Origin of the sequence: Clostridium lentum, from assembly GCF_014287815.1 — a bacterium.
Classification (GTDB): domain Bacteria; phylum Bacillota; class Clostridia; order Clostridiales; family Clostridiaceae; genus Clostridium; species Clostridium lentum.
In genome coordinates this window covers 18,927-41,148 of record NZ_JACOOQ010000012.1, presented here as the reverse complement: position 1 = coordinate 41,148, position 22,222 = coordinate 18,927, and the positions used below count along the sequence as shown (strand labels likewise).

General features: G+C 28.3%; 17 protein-coding genes and 2 tRNA genes. 6 read left to right on the top strand and 13 right to left on the bottom strand.

What is annotated here, in order from left to right; translation table 11 throughout:
* Window positions 1-60: 60 nt before the first annotated feature.
* From murI to proB, 7 genes are all read right to left on the bottom strand, one after another.
* The gene (gene murI, locus H8R92_RS08140; RefSeq protein ID WP_022211253.1) at window positions 61-834 is read right to left on the bottom strand and encodes a glutamate racemase; all 774 of its coding nucleotides are present in this window, start codon (window positions 832-834) and stop codon (window positions 61-63) included.
* A gap of 274 nt (window positions 835-1,108) precedes the next feature.
* Window positions 1,109-4,315, bottom strand: a complete 3,207-nt coding sequence (gene carB, locus H8R92_RS08135) for a carbamoyl-phosphate synthase large subunit (RefSeq protein ID WP_186835170.1) — start codon at window positions 4,313-4,315, stop codon at window positions 1,109-1,111.
* 12 nt (window positions 4,316-4,327) lie between these two features.
* On the bottom strand, window positions 4,328-5,377 hold the full coding sequence (gene carA, locus H8R92_RS08130) for a glutamine-hydrolyzing carbamoyl-phosphate synthase small subunit (protein WP_186835169.1): 1,050 nt from the start codon (window positions 5,375-5,377) through the stop codon (window positions 4,328-4,330).
* A gap of 477 nt (window positions 5,378-5,854) precedes the next feature.
* A complete protein-coding gene (locus H8R92_RS08125) occupies window positions 5,855-6,424 on the bottom strand; it encodes a SanA/YdcF family protein (protein WP_207722818.1) in 570 nt (189 codons plus the stop codon).
* A 153-nt stretch (window positions 6,425-6,577) separates the two neighbouring features.
* Window positions 6,578-7,024, bottom strand: coding sequence for a GNAT family N-acetyltransferase (locus H8R92_RS08120; protein ID WP_186835168.1), 447 nt, complete (start codon window positions 7,022-7,024; stop codon window positions 6,578-6,580).
* Window positions 7,025-7,266: 242 nt separating this feature from the next.
* Window positions 7,267-8,511, bottom strand: coding sequence for a glutamate-5-semialdehyde dehydrogenase (locus H8R92_RS08115; RefSeq protein WP_186835167.1), 1,245 nt, complete (start codon window positions 8,509-8,511; stop codon window positions 7,267-7,269).
* Between the two features lie 11 nt (window positions 8,512-8,522).
* Complete coding sequence (gene proB, locus H8R92_RS08110; RefSeq protein WP_186835166.1) at window positions 8,523-9,329, bottom strand: glutamate 5-kinase; 807 nt, start codon at window positions 9,327-9,329, stop codon at window positions 8,523-8,525.
* Window positions 9,330-9,601: 272 nt separating this feature from the next.
* Between proB and H8R92_RS08105 the strand changes: the two genes are divergently transcribed.
* Window positions 9,602-10,972, top strand: coding sequence for a YjiH family protein (locus tag H8R92_RS08105; protein WP_022211246.1), 1,371 nt, complete (start codon window positions 9,602-9,604; stop codon window positions 10,970-10,972).
* Between the two features lie 36 nt (window positions 10,973-11,008).
* On the opposite strand, the gene H8R92_RS08100 is transcribed toward H8R92_RS08105, so the two are convergent.
* The 3 genes from H8R92_RS08100 to H8R92_RS08090 all read right to left on the bottom strand — a co-directional run bounded on the left by H8R92_RS08100 (window position 11,009) and on the right by H8R92_RS08090 (window position 13,541).
* Window positions 11,009-11,083 (bottom strand) — tRNA-Glu (locus tag H8R92_RS08100).
* Window positions 11,084-11,253: 170 nt separating this feature from the next.
* The gene (locus tag H8R92_RS08095; RefSeq protein WP_186835165.1) at window positions 11,254-12,948 is read right to left on the bottom strand and encodes an ABC-ATPase domain-containing protein; all 1,695 of its coding nucleotides are present in this window, start codon (window positions 12,946-12,948) and stop codon (window positions 11,254-11,256) included.
* A gap of 14 nt (window positions 12,949-12,962) precedes the next feature.
* Window positions 12,963-13,541: a DUF1836 domain-containing protein gene (locus H8R92_RS08090; protein WP_186835164.1), complete on the bottom strand. Its 579-nt coding sequence runs from the start codon at window positions 13,539-13,541 to the stop codon at window positions 12,963-12,965.
* Window positions 13,542-13,755: 214 nt separating this feature from the next.
* Between H8R92_RS08090 and trhA the strand changes: the two genes are divergently transcribed.
* The 3 genes from trhA to H8R92_RS08075 all read left to right on the top strand — a co-directional run bounded on the left by trhA (window position 13,756) and on the right by H8R92_RS08075 (window position 17,129).
* Window positions 13,756-14,403, top strand: a complete 648-nt coding sequence (gene trhA / locus H8R92_RS08085; protein ID WP_186835163.1) for a PAQR family membrane homeostasis protein TrhA — start codon at window positions 13,756-13,758, stop codon at window positions 14,401-14,403.
* Between the two features lie 119 nt (window positions 14,404-14,522).
* Window positions 14,523-16,112: an ABC-F family ATP-binding cassette domain-containing protein gene (locus tag H8R92_RS08080; RefSeq protein WP_022211242.1), complete on the top strand. Its 1,590-nt coding sequence runs from the start codon at window positions 14,523-14,525 to the stop codon at window positions 16,110-16,112.
* A 117-nt stretch (window positions 16,113-16,229) separates the two neighbouring features.
* The gene (locus H8R92_RS08075) at window positions 16,230-17,129 is read left to right on the top strand and encodes a phosphatidylserine decarboxylase (protein ID WP_022211241.1); all 900 of its coding nucleotides are present in this window, start codon (window positions 16,230-16,232) and stop codon (window positions 17,127-17,129) included.
* 92 nt (window positions 17,130-17,221) lie between these two features.
* Here the strand turns inward: H8R92_RS08075 and H8R92_RS08070 are convergent, their stop codons facing one another.
* The 3 genes from H8R92_RS08070 to H8R92_RS08060 form a co-directional block, all read right to left on the bottom strand.
* Window positions 17,222-18,352, bottom strand: a complete 1,131-nt coding sequence (locus H8R92_RS08070) for a Card1-like endonuclease domain-containing protein (protein ID WP_186835162.1) — start codon at window positions 18,350-18,352, stop codon at window positions 17,222-17,224.
* 96 nt (window positions 18,353-18,448) lie between these two features.
* A tRNA-Arg gene (locus tag H8R92_RS08065) sits at window positions 18,449-18,523 on the bottom strand.
* 199 nt (window positions 18,524-18,722) lie between these two features.
* Window positions 18,723-19,406: a sensor histidine kinase gene (locus H8R92_RS08060; protein ID WP_243166636.1), complete on the bottom strand. Its 684-nt coding sequence runs from the start codon at window positions 19,404-19,406 to the stop codon at window positions 18,723-18,725.
* Window positions 19,407-19,574: 168 nt separating this feature from the next.
* On the opposite strand from H8R92_RS08060, the gene H8R92_RS08055 reads away from it, so the two are divergent.
* Together H8R92_RS08055 and H8R92_RS08050 are read left to right on the top strand one after the other, a co-directional pair.
* Window positions 19,575-20,771 carry a L,D-transpeptidase gene (locus tag H8R92_RS08055; RefSeq protein ID WP_186835161.1) on the top strand — a complete coding sequence of 399 codons (1,197 nt, stop codon included), beginning with the start codon at window positions 19,575-19,577 and terminating at the stop codon, window positions 20,769-20,771.
* A gap of 87 nt (window positions 20,772-20,858) precedes the next feature.
* Window positions 20,859-22,208 (top strand): CCA tRNA nucleotidyltransferase, encoded by a 1,350-nt coding sequence (locus tag H8R92_RS08050; protein ID WP_186835160.1) that lies wholly within the window; start codon window positions 20,859-20,861, stop codon window positions 22,206-22,208.
* Window positions 22,209-22,222 lie beyond the last annotated feature (14 nt).

The window sequence follows — 22,222 nt, the reverse complement described above, 5'->3', positions numbered from 1 at the left end:
GTCAAGCTTTTAACAAACTTTTTTTAAAAACAAAAAAGAATCATTAATAAAACGATTCTTTTACATTTCTATGAGCTTCCAACATAAATCTATTAATTCTTTTTTATTAGATGAATTTATCATTTCGATAGTTCCTTTTTCCATGCTATCATTTAATAAATCCCTTTCCTTTAATCTTCTCATCAACTCTCTAGATGTACCTAAGCTTCCATCAATTATATCTATATCTTGTCCTACCACTTTTGCTATGGCACTTCTTACAAATGGATAATGTGTGCATCCTAATACTATAGAGCTTATTTTAGTATCCATAAATGGCTCTAGTTTTTCTCTTAAATAAGCATCAAGTTCTTCACCTTCTAAAATTCCCTGCTCCACATATTCCATCAAACCTCCACATGGTACAGGCTCTATTTCTCTCATATCTCTATATCTATCTAAAAGTTTATGAAATTTAACTTCTTTTAAAGTCATTGGTGTTGCCATAACTAATATCTTGCCTTCTTTACTACTATTAGCTGCTGGTTTCAAAGCTGGTTCTATACCTACTATTGGAATATCTGTATACTTAATTCTAAGCTCTGCTACAGCTGCACTAGTTGCTGTATTACATGCAACCATTATACCTTTAACACCTCTACATAATAAATATTCTACAACATCAAAGGTTAGCTTTTTTACTTGCTCTGAACTTTTTACTCCATATGGAGCATTTTTTGAATCACCATAATATATAAAATTCTCATTAGGCATTATTTTTATTGCTTCTCTTAAAACACTTAAACCACCAAGCCCAGAATCCAACACTCCTATAGCTTCATATTTTTTATCCATAATAATCTCACTCCAATTTATATCTTCTCTATTAAAGATTATTTTTACTTTACATATATATAGTATATCTTATATTATCTTATTAGTAAAAATATATGCTTTAAGTATTTTTCTCTTTAGTTATCCACAGTTTGTGAAATGTTATCCACATTATCCACAGATTAAATTTTGAACAAATTTTTGTTTAATATAAATAAAGTTTATAAAAAAAATCAGTTCGCTTAAATCTAATGCGAACTGATTCTTTTTTTGGGCTTTAATGCCCACTTTTTTTCTACTCTGCCATGTTAAAAACTTCTAAATTGTTATTTTCAATTTCTTCAACTTTTACATCTGCTATAGCTCTTAAAGTATCCAGTGCCGTAATTACTCCTATATTTCTTTCAACAGCTGCTCTTCTTATTAAGAAACCATCTCTCTTAGAGTCATTTCCTTTAGTAGGTGTATTAACTACCAAATCTACTTCTTTATTTTTAATTATATCAAGGATGTTTGGTGATTCTTCATTAAGTTTTCTTACTTGTTCTACTTCTATACCAGCTTCTCTTAATAATTTGCAAGTTCCTTCTGTAGCAATAAATTTATACCCTGCCTTTGCTAATTCCTTTGCTATTGGTAAGAATTCAACTTTATCATGCTTATTAATTGTGGCTAGTATTTTTCCTTTTTCATTAGAAGGATACATATTAGCTGCTACAAAACCTTTATATAATGCTTCCTTAACATTTCTACCAACACCTAAAACTTCTCCTGTAGATTTCATTTCAGGTCCTAAAGATACTTCAACCTTAGGAAGTTTTTGAGTTGAAAATACTGGCACTTTTACTGACACTAGTTCTGGTTCTGGATATATATCTATTCCATATCCTAAATCAACTAATTTTTCTCCTAGCATTACCTTTGTTGCTATATCAACAATTGGCACTCCACTAACCTTACTTATATATGGTACTGTTCTTGAAGCTCTTGGATTAACTTCTATAACATATAGTTTCCCATCAAACTCTATAAACTGAATATTAATCATACCTCTTATACCAATTGCTAAAGCAAGCTTCTTAGTATAATCTAAAACATCCGCCTTAATCTTATCACTGATATTTTGACTTGGATACATGGTTACAGAATCTCCTGAGTGAACTCCTGCTCTTTCTAAATGTTCCATGATACCTGGAATTAAGATATTTTCTCCATCAGATATAGCATCTACTTCTATCTCTCTACCCATTAAATATTTATCAATTAAAATTGGATTTTTCTTATCCTTTATAAAGGCATTTTTTAAGTAATATATTAATTCTTCTTCATCATAAGTTATTTCCATGCCTTGCCCACCTAATACATATGAAGGTCTAACAAGTACTGGGAATCCAAGTCTTCTTGCCTCTTCAATACCTTCTTCTAAAGTCCATACACCTCTTCCCTTAGGTCTTGCTATATCAAACTTTTCAAGTAATTCTTCAAACTTCTCTCTATCTTCAGCCATATCAATTTGATCAGCTGTAGTTCCTAAAGTCTTAATACCCTTTTCCTTTAAGAAGTTAGCTAACTTTATGGCTGTTTGCCCACCAAATTGAAGTATTACTCCATCTGGATTTTCTTTTTCAATTATATTTAATACATCTTCTTCAGTTAATGGCTCAAAGTATAACTTATCTGAAATATTAAAGTCTGTACTTACTGTTTCTGGATTGTTATTTACAATTATAGTTTCAATGCCCATTTTCTTAAGAGCCATTACACAATGTACTGATGCATAATCAAACTCAATGCCTTGACCTATTCTTATTGGTCCTGAACCAATTACAATTACCTTCTTCTTATCTGAAACTTCAACTTCATCATATTGTTCATAAGTTGAATAATAGTAAGGTGATAATGCTTCAAATTCTCCACCACATGTATCAACCATTTTATATGCTGGCTTTATGTTCCATATATTTCTTAATCTATAAATATCATCTGGTGTAACTCTAAGCATATCTGCTATTGCTTTATCTGAAAATCCTTTTTTCTTAAGCTTTAATAGCCATTCCTTATCTAATTTATCTATAGAAGATAATTTTAATCTTGTTTCTTCCTGAACTATCCATTTGAATTTTTCTAAGAAGAACATATCGATACCTGTTATCTTAGCAATACTTTCTATTCTATAATCTCTTCTTATCATTTCTGTTAAAGCAAATAATCTTTCATCATCTGGCTTCATTACTGCTTCTTTTAATTCTTGAATGCTCATTTCCTTAAACTTTGGATGGTCTAAAGAGTATTTTCCTATTTCTAAACTTCTTATACCTTTTAATAAAGCAGCTTCTAAGTTAGCACCAATAGCCATTACTTCTCCAGTTGCCATCATCTTTGTTCCAAGCTCTCTATCTGCTGTAAAGAATTTATCAAATGGCCATTTAGGAATCTTCACCACTACATAATCTAAAGTAGGTTCAAAACATGCATAAGTCTTTTGCGTTACTGCATTTTTTATTTCATCTAAACCATAACCTAAAGCTATCTTAGCTGCTAACTTTGCTATTGGATATCCTGTTGCTTTGGAAGCTAGTGCTGATGATCTTGAAACTCTTGGATTAATTTCTATTACTGCATATTCAAATGAATTTGGATTTAAGGCAAACTGTACATTACATCCACCTTCTATTCCTACAGCATTTATAATATTAATAGCTGCTGTTCTAAGCATTTGATATTCTTTATCTGATAAAGTTTGAGATGGTGCCACTACTATACTGTCACCTGTATGAATACCTACTGGATCGATATTTTCCATGTTACATACAGTTATGCAGTTTCCGTAAGAATCTCTCATCACTTCATATTCTACTTCTTTCCATCCCTTAACTGATTTTTCTAATAAAACTTGTCCTATTGTACTTAATTGTAAACCTGAAGCTAAGATAACCTTTAATTCATCTTCATTTTCAGCTATACCACCACCAGTACCTCCAAGAGTATATGCTGGTCTTACTATAACTGGATATCCTATCTTATTTGCAAAAGCTATTCCTACTTCCATATCTGTTACTATTTCTGAAGTGATAACAGGTTCATTAATTCTATTCATCATATTTCTGAATAGTTCTCTGTCTTCACCTTCTTTTATAGATTCTATGGATGTTCCTATTACTTTTACATTATATTTATCTAATATTCCTGCATCATGTAAGTCTACAGCAAGATTTAACCCTGTTTGTCCACCCATTCCTGCAAGTAAGCTATCTGGTCTTTCTTTGGCAATTACTTTTTCCACAAACTCTAATGTTAATGGCTCTATATAAATTTTGTCTGCAACTTCCTTGTCTGTCATTATAGTAGCTGGGTTAGAGTTTACTAAAACAACTTCTATACCTTCTTCTTTTAATGCTTGACATGCCTGAGTTCCTGAATAATCAAACTCTGCTGCTTGGCCTATAATAATTGGACCTGATCCTATAACTAAAACTTTTTTAATACTTCTATTTAATGGCATCTTAAAACCCTCCTAAAGTGCATATTCCATAAATCTGTCAAAAATATATTCGCTATCCTCTGGCCCTGCTGCTGCCTCTGGATGGAATTGAACTGAATATATTGGTAATTTAGTATGTTTCATACCTTCTATTGTTCCATCATTTATATTTATATGTGTTGCTACCACATCTTCTGGTAATTCATTTACCACATATCCATGATTTTGTGATGTAATATGAACCATATTTCTTTCTAAATCTTTAACTGGATGGTTGCATCCTCTATGTCCGAATTTTAATTTAGTAGTATGTCCACCAAGTGTTAATGCTAATAATTGATGTCCTAGACAAATACCTACTATTGGTTTTACCCCTACTAACTTCTTAATGTTTTCTATTACTTCTGTTAAATCTTCTGGATCTCCAGGACCATTTGATAAAAATATTAAATCAGGATTTACTGCTAAAACTTCCTCTGCAGTTATATTCATTGGGAATACTGTGATTTTACAGCCTCTCTTTTTAAAGTTTCTTATTATATTTTCCTTTATACCAAAATCAATTATCGCTACATGTTTGCCTGAACCTTCAATGGTATATTGCTTTTTAGTAGTTACTATTTTAACTGCTTCTTTATTTGAAAAGCCTTCCATTTTTTCTTTCACTGCATCTAATGATTCACTTTCTAAAGAAATAATACCTTTCATAGTTCCATTATTTCTTAATATTTTTGTTAAAGCCCTTGTATCTATTCCCTCTAGACCTATTATCTTATTTTGTTTTAAATAATCATCTAATTGCATCTCACATCTAAAATTATTTGGAAAATGACAGTTTTCTCTTACAACAAATCCTTTTACCTTTGGCATATTAGATTCTGAATCTTCTAAGTTTATTCCGTAGTTTCCTATAAGAGGATATGTCATTATTACAATCTGACCATAGTATGACGGATCTGTTAGAATTTCTTGATATCCTGTCATTCCTGTAGTAAATACAACTTCTCCAACACTTTCTTTTAAATACCCAAATGCATTGCCTTCAAAAATCATTCCATTTTCAAGTATAAGCCTTGCTTTCATTATTTAGTCCTCCCTTTAGCTTTATGTATAAACTTTTTTTAAAATACACCTATAAACTTCTCAATCTTAAATGCCTTTTGCTTGTTTCTCACTTACAAAAATCCTTAAAAAGAAAAGGATAATAGAGAGATAATTTAATGTAAAATTATCTCCTTATTATCCTTTAAATATTTAAAACCGTGGTTAGAAAACTTATTTAATAATTCAACGATGTAACTATAGTTATAGTGTTTTGCGTATAACATACCTACATACTCCTTTCTGGCCTCTCTGAACCAATTTAAAGTGTACTTTTTAACTATTTTTATTATTCTTTTATACTATTCTATATTTTTTTCCACTTATTGTCAAGATTAAATATTCAAATTTTATTTTAAATTTTGTTAGTTTTTAAAATAATTTTGCTAGCTCTAAACCAATGCCATCACTTCCACCAGTTATTAATACGTAATTACTCAATATTTACTCCCCCTGCAACTATTTTCCCTTATTCAGTGAAAAGTTAACTAAAAAGAAATCTTTAATTTGTGCTAATTTTTCTCTTTTTATATATTTTTTCATTCTATCATATTGCCTTAAGTCTGAAGCAATACCATATGCTTCAATCCCAATCTTCCTAGCAATATAAATTGCTCTTGGCAAATGATATCTATTAGTTGCTATTATAGCTTTATTAATTTTTAATTTATATTTTGCCCTAAAAATGCTATCGTAAGTACAATATCCATATCCATCAAGAATTATATCTTTTTCTGGAATATTATATTGCATTATCCAGTTCTTCATAGAAAATATCTCACTATAATCTTCATCTTTATGTTCACCGGTTAAAAGAACTTTCCTACATATACATTCATTATATACCTTTGCAGCTGTAAATAACCTATCTTTTAATATATCACAAGGAGTACCATCAGGCCTTATACCAGCACCAAGCACAATAATTACATCATAAGACTTTGGAAGCTCTTTTAAATTTACTATATATTTTCTTTCATAGTATTCATATATACCAAATATAGTTAATATAGTTAATATTAAAAACAAACAAAATGCGATTAAATAAACCACTTATTCTCACCTCTTTTTTCTTTGTACCATAGTATGATATCTTTTTTACTTTTGTACTTATTTTTTATTGCTTGTAAATTTTTCTTGTATATTTATATAGAAAAAAGAGTTTAGTCAATACTAAGCCCACTATAATTCAATTTTCATTTTCACATGAGGGATACCAACTTCATCATATACATCTGATATTATCTTAAATCCAACACTTTCATATAATCCTTTTGCATAAACTTGACCTGATAATACTACAGTATCTTCCTGCAACTCTTCTTTTATAAATTTAAGAGCCTCTTTTATCATTATTAGTGCTAAGCCTTTCCTTCTATAATCATTTAGCACTAATACTCTTCCTAAAGATATATTATTATAGGCAACTCCTGCAGGCACTATTCTACAATATGCTACAACTCTATTATTATCCATATAGAAAACCTGATAACATTCATTATCTATTCCATCTAATTCAGGTTCTTGAATTATTTTTTGTTCCATTGCAAATACTTCAAACCTTGATCTAGCTATTTCATACATCTCCATAACTGTAAGCTCATTAAATTTACAAATCTTAAATTCCATAAAATTTCTCCTAATGTTAATTTTTTTAATTTATTTATTAATATGACACTAAATTGACATATTAATAAGTTATTATAATATTATAAAGTAGTTAAAATTTATTATTACTCCTAACCTAGAGTTATTTATCCCCCTAACTTAATAACACTAGGATTTTTTTCACTTTAAGAATTAATAAACTTTAAAAATTTTTGAAATATATCAAAATAAGAAATAGGCATATAAAAAATGCCTATTTCTTATTATCTTATTTGTCCATTACCAAAAATAATATACTTAATAGTTGTAAGTTCTTTAAGTCCCATTGGCCCTCTTGCATGAAGCTTTTGGGTGCTTATTCCTATTTCTGCTCCAAATCCAAATTCCTCTCCATCAGTAAATCTTGTTGATGCATTAACATATACAGCTGCTGCATTAACTTTTTGAAGGAATATTTGAGAGGCTTCATAACTCTTAGTAACTATAGCTTCTGAATGCCCTGAACCAAATTTATTTATATGATTAATAGCTTCATCTATATCTTTAATTATTTTTACACCAATAGTATAATCTAAATATTCATTATACCACTCTTCTTCAGATGCTAAAATAACACTATCATCTAAGGCTTTTAGTGATTCATCGCCTCTTATTTCAACACCATTTTCCCTTAATGCTTCAAAGATAATTGGCATAAACTTTCCTGCTATCTTTTCATTAATTAATAACTTTTCTGCTGCATTACATACTGATGGTCTTGAAGTTTTAGCATTAATTATAATATTTTTTGCCATTTCAAAATCACAATCTTCATCTACATATATATGGCAATTTCCTGTTCCAGTTTCAATAACAGGTACTGTTGCATTATTAACTACAGCTTTTATAAGACCTGATCCACCTCTAGGTATTAATACATCTATATAATCATTTAGTTTCATCATTTCTGTGGCAACTTCTCTAGATGTATCTTCTACTAATTGTACTGCATCTTCCACTAATCCTACAGACTTTAATCCTTCTCTTAACGCTTCTGCAATAGCTTTATTAGAATTTATTGCTTCACTTCCACCTCTTAAAATCACAGCATTTCCTGATTTAAAGCAAAGTCCAGCTGCATCACTAGTAACATTTGGTCTTGCCTCATATATAATTCCTATAACACCCATAGGAACTCTCTTCTTACCTATTTGTAATCCGTTGGGTCTAGTCCACATTCCTAAAACTTCGCCTACAGGATCTTCAAGTGCCGCTACCTGTCTAAGACCATTAGCCATACCTTCAATTCTTGCTTCATTTAAAGCCAATCTATCAAGCATACTTTCACTAGTTCCTTTTATTCTTGATGTTTCTAGATCCTTCTTATTGGCTTCAATTATTACTTTAGAATTTTCAATAAGAAAATCTGCCATAGCATATAATGCATCATTTTTATCTTTAGAAGAAAGATTACCTAAAATATAACTTGCTTCTTTAGCTTTCTTCCCTAAACTAATTAAACTACTCATATTTACCTCCCCTACTTTTTAATAAATAACGTTCCTATTTCCTCTCCATTAACTATATCAAAAAGAATTTTTGGATCATCTCCATTAGCTAATATCATATCAACCCCAAAATTTGTAGCTGTTTTAGCAGCTGTTAATTTTGTGGCCATTCCTCCTGTTCCAAAACTTGTTCCTGCTCCTCCAGCACATTCTTCTAATTCTCTAGTAATTTCAATTACTTCCTTAATCATCTTTGAATCTGGATTTTTTCTTGGATCAGAATCATAGAATCCATCTATATCTGATAATATTATTAATAAATCTGCTGATACTAATCCTGCAACAATTGCTGATAAATTATCATTATCACCAAACCTAACTATATTTTCAATTTCATCTATAGCTACTGTATCATTTTCATTTACTATTGGAATTATTTTATTTTCAATTAATGTCTCAAAAGTATTAACAACATTTTTTCTTACATGGTCATCTTCAACTACATCTCTTGTCAACAATACTTGCCCTACTATATGGCTATATTCCCCGAACAACTTACTATATATATGCATAAGCTCACTTTGACCAACAGCTGCAGCTGCCTGTTTTTCCTTTATTGTTTTTGGTCTTTCTTTAAGTTTAAGCTTATTTACCCCTACGCCAACAGCTCCTGAAGTAACAAGAACTACTTCTTTACCGCTATTCATTAAATCTGATAATACTCTAGTTAAATTTTCTATTCTTGATAAATTTATATTGCCATTGCTATATGTTAATGTTGAAGTCCCTACTTTGACTACTATCCTCTTATGGTTTTTAATATTTTGTCTATAATCCACTATCCCAGCTCCTACATAGTTTTTCTTATCCTTTTATGTTTATGTTCTATCGAAATAAAATAATAAAGTATTTTTTATTTAATTATAATTACTTTTATTCTATTTTTCTATATTTTTAATTACAAAGCTATATTTATCCTTAAATTTATCCAAACTATAATTAAATATTTAACTTTTTTGCACATATTCACTCTTGATTTTTAATATTTTTGCATATAGAATGAATACTAGTGTATATTTATAAATTTTTAATATATGTAAAGGAGGAAGAAATGGAAGGTTCAAATATAAAATATAATTCAAATTCTAATATAAAAAACAATTTAAAATTTATACTACCTTCTTTATTAGGAATAATTCTTTTTATGATTCCTATTAAGTATAATGACCAAATAACTATTCCAGTAGCTATTTTTTCAAATGCTTTAGTAAACTTTTTAGGTTCATCATTAATTTATATAATAACTTTTATTTTAGTAATTTCTGCTGTAATTAGTATAATTACTAAAATATTCAAGCCAAAATTCATTTTAGAAAATAGCTTTTTAAAAACATTATTTAATGTTGGACCTTTATGGCTTTTAGCAAGAATATTTGGTGCAATATTTAGTTTATTAACTCTTTTTGGTATAGGTTCTGAATTTATTATTGGAGATTCAACTGGTGCCTTTGTGTTAAACGATCTATTAACAGTTTTATTTTCTATTTTCTTATTTGCAGGTTTACTATTACCATTACTTTTAAATTTTGGACTTTTAGAATTCTTTGGTGCATTATTAACAAAAGTTATGAGACCAATATTCAAATTACCTGGACGTTCATCAATTGATTGTATCACTTCATGGCTTGGTGACGGTACACTTGGAATATTGCTTACTAGTAAGCAATACGAAGATGGATTTTATACAAAAAGAGAAGCTGCTACAATAAGTACTACTTTTTCTGCTGTATCAATTACATTTAGTTTAATAGTTATAAGTCAAGTTGGACTTTCTCATATGTTTATTCCATTTTATTTAACAGTTTCTTTTGCTGGAATTGTTGCTGCTATAATTGTTCCAAGAATACCACCTTTATCAAGAAAAAGTGATACGTATTATAATGACAATATTAAGGAAAATTTAGAGGTAATTCCTGAAGGATATAACTCTTTTTCATGGGGATATAAAAATGCATTAGAAAAAGCTGTTAACGCTTATGATATAAAAAAATTCTTTACCGAAGGATTTAAGAATGTATTAGATATGTGGCTTGGAGTTTTACCTGTGGTTATGTGTCTTGCTACACTTGCTTTAATAATAGCTGAGTATACAACTATATTCCAGGTATTAGGTACACCTTTTATACCTATTTTAAAACTTCTTCAGGTTCCTGAAGCTACAGCTGCATCTCAAACATTAATTGTTGGCTTTGCAGATATGTTATTACCATCTGTTTTAGCTGCTAATACAATAACTAATGAAATGACAAAATTTATAGTTGCTTGTGTATCAGTAACACAACTTGTATATATGTCTGAAGTAGGTGGACTTTTACTAGGGTCAAAAATACCTGTAAATTTAAAAGACTTAATACTAATATTTTTGGAAAGAACTTTAGTTACACTACCAGTGATAGTATTAATAGCAAATTTACTATTTTAATAAAAAAAGCAGTATCTCCGTACTGCTTTTTTTATGTGGTGACCCGTAGGGGAATCGAACCCCTGATTGCACCGTGAGAGGGTGCCGTCTTCACCGCTTGACCAACAGGCCATTATTTCTTTATATAACTAATATTACCATACTTTAAAAATTTATTCTACATTTTTTATTAATTTTTCTATAAATTTACATATAAATAAAAAATTAAGAATTAATGAGGTGAATTAAAATTCATAACTCATCATTCTTAATTTATAATTATATAAGTTTATCTTTAAAAATTATTTTTTAATTTTTAAAGTTCTAAGTCTGTTTATTGCACAAAGTATTTCTTGTTTTCTCGGCATAGCCAAACTTCCATTTCCACCTTTTATGTTATCTATACCTATTAAATTTTTAGTAATATCCTTTTCTATTTCATCTGCTATTTTTTCAATGGTTAAATCTTTGCCAGAATATTTATCTTCTATAAATTTAATTGCCATACCAATAGTATTTATTTGTTCACCATCAACAATTTGCTCCACTGACTTTAAATCAATATTCTCTTTATTAATAGATAACCCATCTTTTCCTAAGGTTTTAATCTTAATACCTTTAGGTCCTTCAGAAATAGAGCCCTTATCTAAAACTCTTCCAAAATCAATACTTATATCTAAATCATCTCTTAAGCTTACTTTTCCTCTGCTTAATTCTTTTGCCTTAGCTGTCACTTCATATGGTTCATAACTATCCATCTGTATCACTAAATCTGCTATATCAAAGAAATCACCACAACTTCCTGCTACCAAAATAGTTGAAATTCCTAATTGTTTATATAAACTTTTTGCCACATCTATGAATGGAGTTATTGGCTCCTTTTCCTTAACCACCAGCTGCTGCATTATATCATCTCTAATCATAAAGTTAGTAGCTGATGTATCTTCATCTATTAAAAGAACTTTAGACTTACTTTCTATTGCTTCAATAATATTAGCGGCTTGAGAAGTACTTCCACTGGCATTTTCCGTATTAAATTTAATGGTATCTTTTCCATTAGGCAAATTATTAATAAATAAAGAAATATCCGTTGATGTTATTGCCCTACCATCTTCAGCTCTTACTTTCAATGCACTTTCATCTGTAATTACAAACTCTCTGCCATCACCTTCTATATGATTATATATACCTAATTCTAATGCCCTTAATAAAGTTGATTTTCCATGGTATCCCCCTCCTATAATAAGAGTTATTCCTTTTGGTATTCCCATCCCTTTTATCTTCCCTCTATTTGGCGTATCAAATTCCACTTCTAAAACTTGTGGTGAAATAAATTTCTTACCATTTCTTAATGGCCTTGCAGAAACACCACTTTCTCTAGGTAATATTGATTCATTGGCCACAAAAGCTACCAACCCTTTTTCCTTAAGATTTTTTCTTATATAAAACTGATCTTCTATTAATTTAACTCTATTAATTAAATTTAATTTATTAATATTTTTATAAATAAATGTATTTTCCACTATGTTAGGAATTATATTAAATATTATCTTTTCTAACTCTCTTGCTAACACGCTTCTTCCTCTAGCTGGAAATCCTACATAAAATCTTGCTTCAAAAAAATTTTTATTTCTTATAATTGCTGTTCTTTCTAATATTTCTTGTGGACATCTACTTATTTCAATTAAACCACTTTTTCCAGAACCAAATATTTTCTCACTCTGATTTTTGATATTTTTGCTAAATAATCTAGTTAAAAAATCACATACAGCAACTTCCTTATTCTTATTATCAAATAACTCTTCAGGAATTTGAGCAATTTTATTATCAATAATAATCCTTACTCTTGATGGTGAAGCAAATGGATCTCCCTGAACATGATCTATGGATAAAACATATTTTTTAAAATCATATTTTCCTTCTAATACTTTATATGCCTTATACCCTTTACTATCAATCTTAAAAAGTTCATTTTTAAGCTCCACAGAACTCTTCATTTCTCTTTCTCCTTTTATTCATTATTTTTTGTAAAAAACTCATCTATTAATTTTTCACTGGCTCTTCTATACATATTACTCATATTTACTAATGAACATAAAAGAAGAAAATTCTTTTTATAATCATTTGATAAATTCTCTGATGTACAAACTCTATTATCCAATTCTTCTATTTTTTCTTTAATACTACTTTTAAAAATTTCTTCATCCTCTTTACTTTCATATAAGTAGTCATTATATAACTCTCTTAAATCATTAGATTTTTCTTCACTATAATTTGCTATAACTTCATCAAGGCTAATCTTAATATCATTTATAGATAATGCACCTTTTAAATTATAAATAAAAGCCATCATAATAAGATGTTCTTTAGTATATTTTTTATTTTTAATAGGTAATAATAGTTTACCCTTAGCATAATTATTAATCATTGTTTTAGTTAATATCTTTTCTTCATCATTCCTCTTTAACGAAGAAAGTTTATTTTCAAAAAGTTGTATAACTTGATCCATATATAAATCAAGCTCTGGCATTTCTTCCAGTTCAATTCTATTATCAAAATTCATTTCATTAAAAATATCTTTAACTTCCATAATACCTCCATATAGTTTCTAAAACTATATCATACAGTTAATATAATTTAATATTAATAGTATTTTATTAAAATTTCAATGTTAATCTTATTTTTCAATAAAATATCCCAAAATTTCGAGATTAATGACTTTTGACATATATCTATATACATCTCATAATATTAATATAATAATAAGTAGTTTAAAAAACTATATTGATTGTGAGGTGCTTTTGATGATAAATAAACTTAGAGAACCTATAAATTCTATTACTCATTTAGCTGGAGCAATACTATCTTTTATTGCATTAATCGCTATGCTATCAAAAGTTGTATTAACTGATCCAAACTTTACTTCTATAATTTCTGTTACAATATTCGGTATCTGTTTAATATTACTTTATACAGTTTCTGGAACATATCATGGAATAATGTCTAGTGAAAAAGTTATTAATTTTTTCCAAAAATTAGATCATTCAATGATTTTCGTTTTAATTGCTGGATCTTATGCTCCATTTTGTTTAATTTCTTTAAGAAATTCAATTGGATTGCCTATGCTTTTAATTATGTTTACTATTGCAATAATTGGTATAGTATTTAAGCTTTGTTGGTTTAATTGTCCAAGATGGTTACAAACTTCTATGTATATAGGAATGGGCTGGGCCTCAATTTTTATGCTAAAACCGCTATGTGCTAATCTTCCTGTTATGAGCATATTTTGGCTAGTACTTGGTGGCGTACTATATACAATTGGTGGAATAATCTATGGTGCAAAGCCTGCTAAATTAAAAATCGGTAAATTTGAATTTCATGAAATTTTTCACATATTTATTATATTAGGAAGCTTAAGTCACTTTATTTCAGTATTTTGCTATGTAATATAGCAATGTTTTTTTACAGTTTTCTCACTAATTTACTATCCTAATATTGCATATTTTCATTTATTTAATATTAATTTATGTTATAATATCGAAAGAATAATAAATGAAATGAGGTAGATTTAGTGATAAATGTATTAAACGTTAGTTTAAGATATGGTTCTCGTAAATTATTTGAAGATGTAAATATAAAATTTACTCCTGGTAACTGTTATGGTGTTATAGGTGCCAATGGTGCTGGTAAGAGTACATTTTTAAAAATATTAGCTGGAGAAGTTGAACCAAACACTGGTGAAGTTGTAATTGCTCCAAATACTAGAATGTCAGTCTTAAAACAAGATCATTACCAATATGATGATTTCGAAGTTTTAGAAACTGTTATAATGGGTAATAAAAGATTATATGACATAATGAAAGAAAAAGATGCTTTATATGCTAAGCCAGATTTCACAGATGAAGATGGTATTAAAGCATCTGAACTTGAAGGTGAATTTGCTGAGTTAAACGGATGGGAAGCTGAATCTGAAGCATCATCACTTTTACAAGGTTTAGGTATCGGAACTGATATGCACTATAAAAAAATTGCAGAACTTACAGGAGCAGAAAAGGTAAAAGTATTACTTGCTCAAGCTTTATTTGGAAATCCTGGAATATTAATCCTAGACGAACCTACTAACCACTTAGATATTAAATCAATTAGATGGCTTCAAAACTTCTTAGGTGACTTTGAAGGTACAGTTATAGTAGTATCACATGATAGACACTTCTTAAATGAAGTTTGTACTCACATGGCTGATGTTGACTTTGGAAAAATAAAATTATATGTTGGTAACTACGACTTCTGGTATGAATCAAGCCAATTAGCTGCTCAAATGGCTAAAGATCAAAACAAGAAAAAAGAAGAAAAAATTAAAGAATTACAAGACTTCATTGCTAGATTCAGTGCTAATGCTTCTAAATCTAAGCAAGCCACATCTCGTAAGAAATTATTAGATAAAATCACTTTAGATGATATTCAACCATCAAGCAGAAGATATCCATTCGTTGGATTTAAACCTGAAAGAGAAGTTGGAAATGATATCTTAACAGTTGAAGGATTAAGCAAGACTATCGATGGTGTTAAAGTATTAGATAATGTAAGCTTCAGAGTTAATAAAGAAGACAAGATAGCTTTCGTTGGTAACGAAATTGCCATAACTACTTTATTTAAAATAATCAATGGCGAAATGGAACCAGATGCAGGTTCATACAAATGGGGAATTACAATAACATCTGCTTACTTCCCAATGGATAACTCTGAATACTTCAATGATTGTAACTTAAACCTAGTTGACTGGTTAAGACAATATTCTGAAGAAAAATCTGAAAGTTATATAAGAGGATTCTTAGGTAGAATGTTATTCTCTGGAGAAGAAGCTTTAAAACAAGCTAACGTATTATCAGGAGGAGAAAAGGTTAGATGTATGCTTTCTAAAATGATGCTTACTAATGCTAATGTCTTAGTTTTAGATGGTCCTACTAACCACTTAGACCTTGAATCAATCACAGCTGTAAATAACGGATTAAAGGATTATAACAGCAATATTTTATTTGCTTCTCATGACCACCAATTCGTTCAAACTATAGCTAATAGAATAATAAGAATTGATGACAATGGTTCAATATTCGATAGATCTATGTCATATGATGAATTCTTAGAAAAATTCAGCTTATAATTTATATATTTTATTATTAAAGTGGCTTTTGCCACTTTTTTATTTATCATATTTTTATGAAAATGTGATAATATGAATAATATACATACTAAAAATCTTTTATTGAGGTATTAAGTGATGATACGAATTTACAACAGAAAAACAGGAAAATATGACATTGAAAAGGTGGCTGGAGAAAAATATATTAAATGGACATATGAATCTCCTTTAGGCAAAAGCTTATTAGAACTCTTTATAAAAAGAAAGCTTTTTTCAAAAATTTATGGCTTTTATTGTAATACGAAATTTAGTAAAAGAAAAATTAAATCATTTATCAACTCATTTTCTATAGATATGAGTAAATGTGCTGATAGTATAAATACTTATAAAAGTTTTAATGATTTCTTCATAAGAAAGCTACTTCCAGAAGCACGACCTTTTGATAAAAATTCAAATACACTTATTTCTCCCGGTGATGGAAGATTACTAGCTTATACTAATATATCTATGGAAAACTTAGTACAAGTAAAAAATATTCATTATAGCCTGGCTGAATTATTAGAAGATAATGCTCTAGCAAAAGAATATGAAGGTGGAACATGTTTAGTCTTGAGATTATGTCCAACTGATTATCACCGTTTTCACTTTATTGATAATGGAGTTCCTTTAGAAAATCACTTTATAAAGGGTAATTATTATTCTGTAAATCCTACAGCTTTAGAAAGAGTTGCTAAACTTTACTGCCAAAATAAAAGAGAATGGTCTATTTTTAAATCAGAAAACTTTGGAGATATAATTCATGTAGAGGTTGGTGCTACATGCGTTGGATCAATAATTCAAAGCTACTGTCCTAATAAAAAAGTATCAAAAGGTGATGAAAAAGGATACTTTAAATTTGGTGGATCAACAACTATTCTCTTCTTTAAACCCAATACTGTAGACATAGATGAAGATATCATTATACAATCTTCCCTAGGCTTTGAAACAGCGGTACAAATGGGAGAAAAAATTGGGGTTAAATGTCCTTCTACTAATTAATAATCAACTTAACTAAGTGAATACAAAGAAACATTCACTGTTTAACTATAAAATTAGGAGCAGTACTTTTTAGTATCTGCTCCTTTAAATTATCAATTTTTAATTATATTCTTTATTGTGTTGATAAATTTTTTTTCATTGCCATCAAATATAACAAGGTGTATTCCCATTTCCTTTGCTCTCATCTTTACTGGTTCTTTTATTGGCTCTTTTGTAGCAACAAGAATCTTATAAGCATTTTCCCCGCCTATCTTACTGGCATAAACATTTAATTCATTTAAAGCCATTTCATTGTACTTATCACTATCTTTACAAGATATACATATAGGTACTGAATCCTTTACTGCTATTATATCCAATTCATTTCTTACTGTTTTTCTACCATTATTCCATAAAAAAATAACGCCATTCCTACATTCATCTATTTCTTTAATATTCTTAAGTAAATTATTAGTAGCTATCTCTAACCATGTTCCACTTTTAAAGATAAATCCCTTAATATAGTTATTTAAAAAACGCACCTTTACTTTATCATTATTCTTGCTAAAGGCTATTTCATTCATTTCCTTCATCTTATTAAGTATTAAATCAAGAAGATTCCTCTCTTCATCTTCAATTCTACTATAATCTATATTAATAATTTCAGGATTATTTTCTTCATGTAGAAAAATTGACTTATCATATAATTTTTGTTTATGTTTATTCCACAAATCTAAATTATTATAAATTTGCTTTGAAAAATATATTAAATCATCCTTTAAACATAATTCATAGGAATCATCTACTATATTTCCACCAAAACCTTTTATTATTGATAGTAAATTTAAATCTTCTATTTCTTCATTGACCTTTAATAACTGTTCATTAAAACTGTAGATAAATTTTTTTCTTATATCTGTATAAAAACATTTAATTTTACTTTCTTTACATAAACTCAATAATATTAATGAATTTATTCGCTTTCCACCAGTAAGGTTAATAACCATATCATCTTGTTTATATTTTTTAAGTATATTCCTCAAGCCATCTATATTACCTTCAGTAACTATTTCTTCATATAATTTTATATCGGAAAAATTTGATGAATAATATTCCCTTATACTTTTCATCAAATCTATCTGTTCAGTATCGTATAAAAACAATACTTCCTCTATTTTATTTTTAATTAAATAAATAATACCACTTTCATTATGTTCGTCTAATTGATTTATCAACAATGCCATATAATTACCGCCTTATATAAACTTATATTATTAATTTAACCATTGTCAAAAAAAATATAATAAAGAAAAAAACACCGATTTATAAAAATCGGTGTTTGGCAGAGCGTAAAGGAATCGAACCCTTAATGCGCCGTCCGTAGCGGCGTGTTATATCCGTTTAACTAACGCTCCTTAACAGTATTAATATTAACATAAACTAATTAATATATCAACATAAAAATATATTTTAAAACTTATATGTGTCAGAAAATTCTATTTCTACCGCTTGATTTTTATTAATTAAATTACCTTCTTCTTTTACTGTTTCAATATGATCTTCTATCTTTCTTGGTAAAATTACCGTAAATATAGAACCCTTATTTATTTCACTTTATAAAAATATCTTTCCATCATGAGCTTTAACAAAAAGCATACATAAATTTAAACCAATTCCGCTCCCTTCTATATTGTCATTATTTTTCCCTTGATAAAATCTATCAAAAATTCTTTCCTTTTCTTCTTTAGAAATACCACAGCCTTCATCTTTAAAAGATAATTCAATTTCTTTATCTTTTACAACTAAATTAATATAAATATTTGAATTTTCATTAGAAAACTTTATTGCATTAGATAATAAATTCATTATAACCCTATCTATTGCTTCTGGATCTATTGCCATAATACATTCTTCTTCATTTGTGTCAAATATAAGGTTTATATTTCTCTCCGAAGCAAATTTCTCTATACAACTTATAGTATTTTCTATCATCGGAACAATATCAATATTCTTCTTATTTAATTTATAGTAATTATTTTTTATTTTGTTAGAATCTATTAAATTATTTATTAACTTTAACATTTTAAAGCTATTTCTCTTTATTATCTCAATACATTTAAGGTTCTTATCATCTTTATAGTTATGTTCCATAAACTGGGCAGCTGATGTTATAACATTTAAATGGCTTCTCAAATCATGAATGATATTTAATAAATATTGATCATTATTCTTCAATAGTTCATTTATCGACATCAAACTACTTTCATCACTTGATAACTTTCTATTATTATCCTCCATTTACTTACATCCCCCAAGATATTTTATTGATTATTTTAATATTACCATATTTTTCAATCAGTTACAATTTCTTTATGATATTTTAGTAAAATAAAAAACTTATCTAATGTTTATAATTTCACTCTTTTGTCAAACATTATTATATGAATATACTAAGGAGGGATAACCTTGTTTAAAAAGTTAAACTTTAAAAAATTTAATATTTTTAAATTTTTTACTTATTTTATAATTTTAGCTATGCTATTAATTGTTTTTAATTACTATATAAATGTTTCGTACTCTAATATTATGAATAATTTCTATACTGAATTTAGTTCTGGTAATTTTAAAACAGCCAAAGAAATTTTATCAGATAATAAAATTATCAATGTTCTGAAGAAAAATTCCCAAAGCTCTGACTTAAATAAATACTTTACTTCAGTGATAGATACTCTTTGTAAAGATCTAAAAATTAACTCTATTACAAAGTATCAAGCATTAGTTTACCTTAACGAAATAAATTCTTATAATATTTTAAATTCATCTTTAGATAAACTAATCCTTGTTCTAGATGAAAATTATTGCCCATCAACTTCTCATGGCTATAATTCTATTTTAGAACTAGCTAATGAAGCTTTTGATAATAATAATTTTTCTTATGCCATAAAACTATTAAAAAAAATACCTACAAGTGAAGAATATTATCATGCCAAGGCTGAAAATATGCTTGAAAAGTGTAGGAATAAATATAGAAATAATCTCATTGCTGAAGCAGAAAAGTTATCTGATAATGAATACTTTTCCAAAGCTATAGATTTATTATCAAACTATGATACTTCAATATTGCCAGCTGATGATGAAAAAATTAACATCAAAATATCTGAAATTGATGATAAACGTACTGATTATCTTGCTGCAATAACATACTCAGATGATGAAGCAGCCACTAATTTAATTTCAACTACCATAAATTCTACCAATATTAACACTTTAAATATCTCCAGCAATACACCATATTTAATTCATGTAGATATTAATAATCAAACTGTTTCTATCTACAATGGCTATACTAATAATTGGTCACTAGTAAATAAATATATTTGTTCAACAGGAATTGCTGGCGAAGATACTCCTATGGGGATTTTTACTGTAACTAATCGTGGTGAATGGTTTTATTCTAAAGATTATGGTCAAGGTGGTAAGTACTGGGTGCAATTTCTAGGCGATTATTTGTTTCATTCTTTACCTTATGATGAAAATCAAAATCAAATTCTTGATTATACTCTAGGAACTCCTTCTTCCCATGGATGTATACGCTTAAATACAGAAGATGCCAAATGGATTTATGATACTATTGATGATGACACTAAGGTTATTATTAATTAAATTAAAACTTTACTCAACGCCTCTATAGTGATTATATTATAATATATGTTAAAATATTTATTATTAAAATCTAAAAGGATGTTTTATATGAATATTAATATACCTAAAAATGTTAAATATATAATTGACACTTATTATAATAATAATTATGAAGCCTTTATGGTAGGAGGATGTGTTCGTGATTCCTTACTAGGATTAAAGCCAAAGGATTTTGATATTACAACATCTGCCTTACCAAAAATAACTGAAGATTTATTTTCTAAAACAATTCCTACTGGCATTAAACACGGCACAGTTACTGTTGTAATTGATAAAGAAAATTTTGAAGTTACTACCTATAGAACAGAAGGAAACTATATAGACAATAGACATCCTGAAAAAGTTGAATTTGTAAGTGATATTAAAAAAGACTTATCTAGACGTGACTTTACAATAAATGCCTTCGCCTATAATGATAAGGAAGGTCTTGTTGATTATTTTAACGGTATAGATGACTTACAAAATAAGGTTATTAGAGCTGTTGGTGACCCTCATAAACGTTTTAATGAAGACGCTCTTCGAATGCTTAGAGCCATAAGATTTAGTGCTCAATTAGGCTTTACTATAGACACAAAAACTTACAATGCTATCAAAGATAATGTTCAGTTTATCAAGAATATAAGTAGTGAGCGAATCAAGGATGAATTATGTAAAATTCTACTTTCTGATAACCCTTCTCAAGGAATAAAAATGCTGAGAGAAACTAATATGCTTTCAATAATTCTCCCAGAAGTAAATGACCTTGTTTGCTACACACCACTTTGTAATAATCATAATAGGAATGTATTTACTCACACTTTAAAGGTTTTGGATAACACATATACTAACCTTAATTTAAGATTAGCTGCTTTATTTCATGATATAGGTAAAATTAATACTATTACAGCATTACCTAATGGTCACTATTATTTTCCTGGTCATAGTGAAGAAGGAGCTAAAATGGTGGTACATGTACTTAAGCGCCTTAAATTTGATAATTTAACTATTGAAAGTATATCTGCACTTATCAAACATCATCTTGTTTTAAATGTTTCTTACATGCCTACAGATGGTGAAATTAAAAGACTTATTAATAATGTTGGTAAGGAAAATATCTTCATTTTATTTGATTTACAAAGAGCTGATATAAATGCACTATGGGATCCTATTCCTTTCTTAAAGAAAGTTGATTTTATGGAAAGCAGAACAAAATTTATCTTAGATAATAATGAACCATTAACTTTAAAAGATTTAGCCATTGATGGAAAAACTTTAATTGCTGAATTAAATCTTCTTCCTGGCAAGAAAGTAGGCATAATTCTGCATAAGCTTTTAGAAGCTGTGCTTGATGATAAAAATCTTAACTGCAAAGATCAATTAATAAATCTTGCTAAAAAATATAAGGAGCTTATGGCTTAGCCACAAGCTCCTTA

Coding starts and splice junctions, on each gene's coding strand:
- murI (WP_022211253.1), bottom strand. CDS start 834: ATGGATAAAAAATATGAAGCTATAGGAGTGTTGGATTCTGGGCTTGGT.
- carB (WP_186835170.1), bottom strand. CDS start 4,315: ATGCCATTAAATAGAAGTATTAAAAAAGTTTTAGTTATAGGATCAGGT.
- carA (WP_186835169.1), bottom strand. CDS start 5,377: ATGAAAGCAAGGCTTATACTTGAAAATGGAATGATTTTTGAAGGCAAT.
- H8R92_RS08120 (WP_186835168.1), bottom strand. CDS start 7,024: ATGGAATTTAAGATTTGTAAATTTAATGAGCTTACAGTTATGGAGATG.
- H8R92_RS08115 (WP_186835167.1), bottom strand. CDS start 8,511: ATGAGTAGTTTAATTAGTTTAGGGAAGAAAGCTAAAGAAGCAAGTTAT.
- H8R92_RS08105 (WP_022211246.1), top strand. CDS start 9,602: ATGGAAGGTTCAAATATAAAATATAATTCAAATTCTAATATAAAAAAC.
- H8R92_RS08095 (WP_186835165.1), bottom strand. CDS start 12,948: ATGAAGAGTTCTGTGGAGCTTAAAAATGAACTTTTTAAGATTGATAGT.
- H8R92_RS08090 (WP_186835164.1), bottom strand. CDS start 13,541: ATGGAAGTTAAAGATATTTTTAATGAAATGAATTTTGATAATAGAATT.
- trhA (WP_186835163.1), top strand. CDS start 13,756: ATGATAAATAAACTTAGAGAACCTATAAATTCTATTACTCATTTAGCT.
- H8R92_RS08075 (WP_022211241.1), top strand. CDS start 16,230: ATGATACGAATTTACAACAGAAAAACAGGAAAATATGACATTGAAAAG.
- H8R92_RS08070 (WP_186835162.1), bottom strand. CDS start 18,352: ATGGCATTGTTGATAAATCAATTAGACGAACATAATGAAAGTGGTATT.
- H8R92_RS08060 (WP_243166636.1), bottom strand. CDS start 19,406: ATGGAGGATAATAATAGAAAGTTATCAAGTGATGAAAGTAGTTTGATG.
- H8R92_RS08050 (WP_186835160.1), top strand. CDS start 20,859: ATGAATATTAATATACCTAAAAATGTTAAATATATAATTGACACTTAT.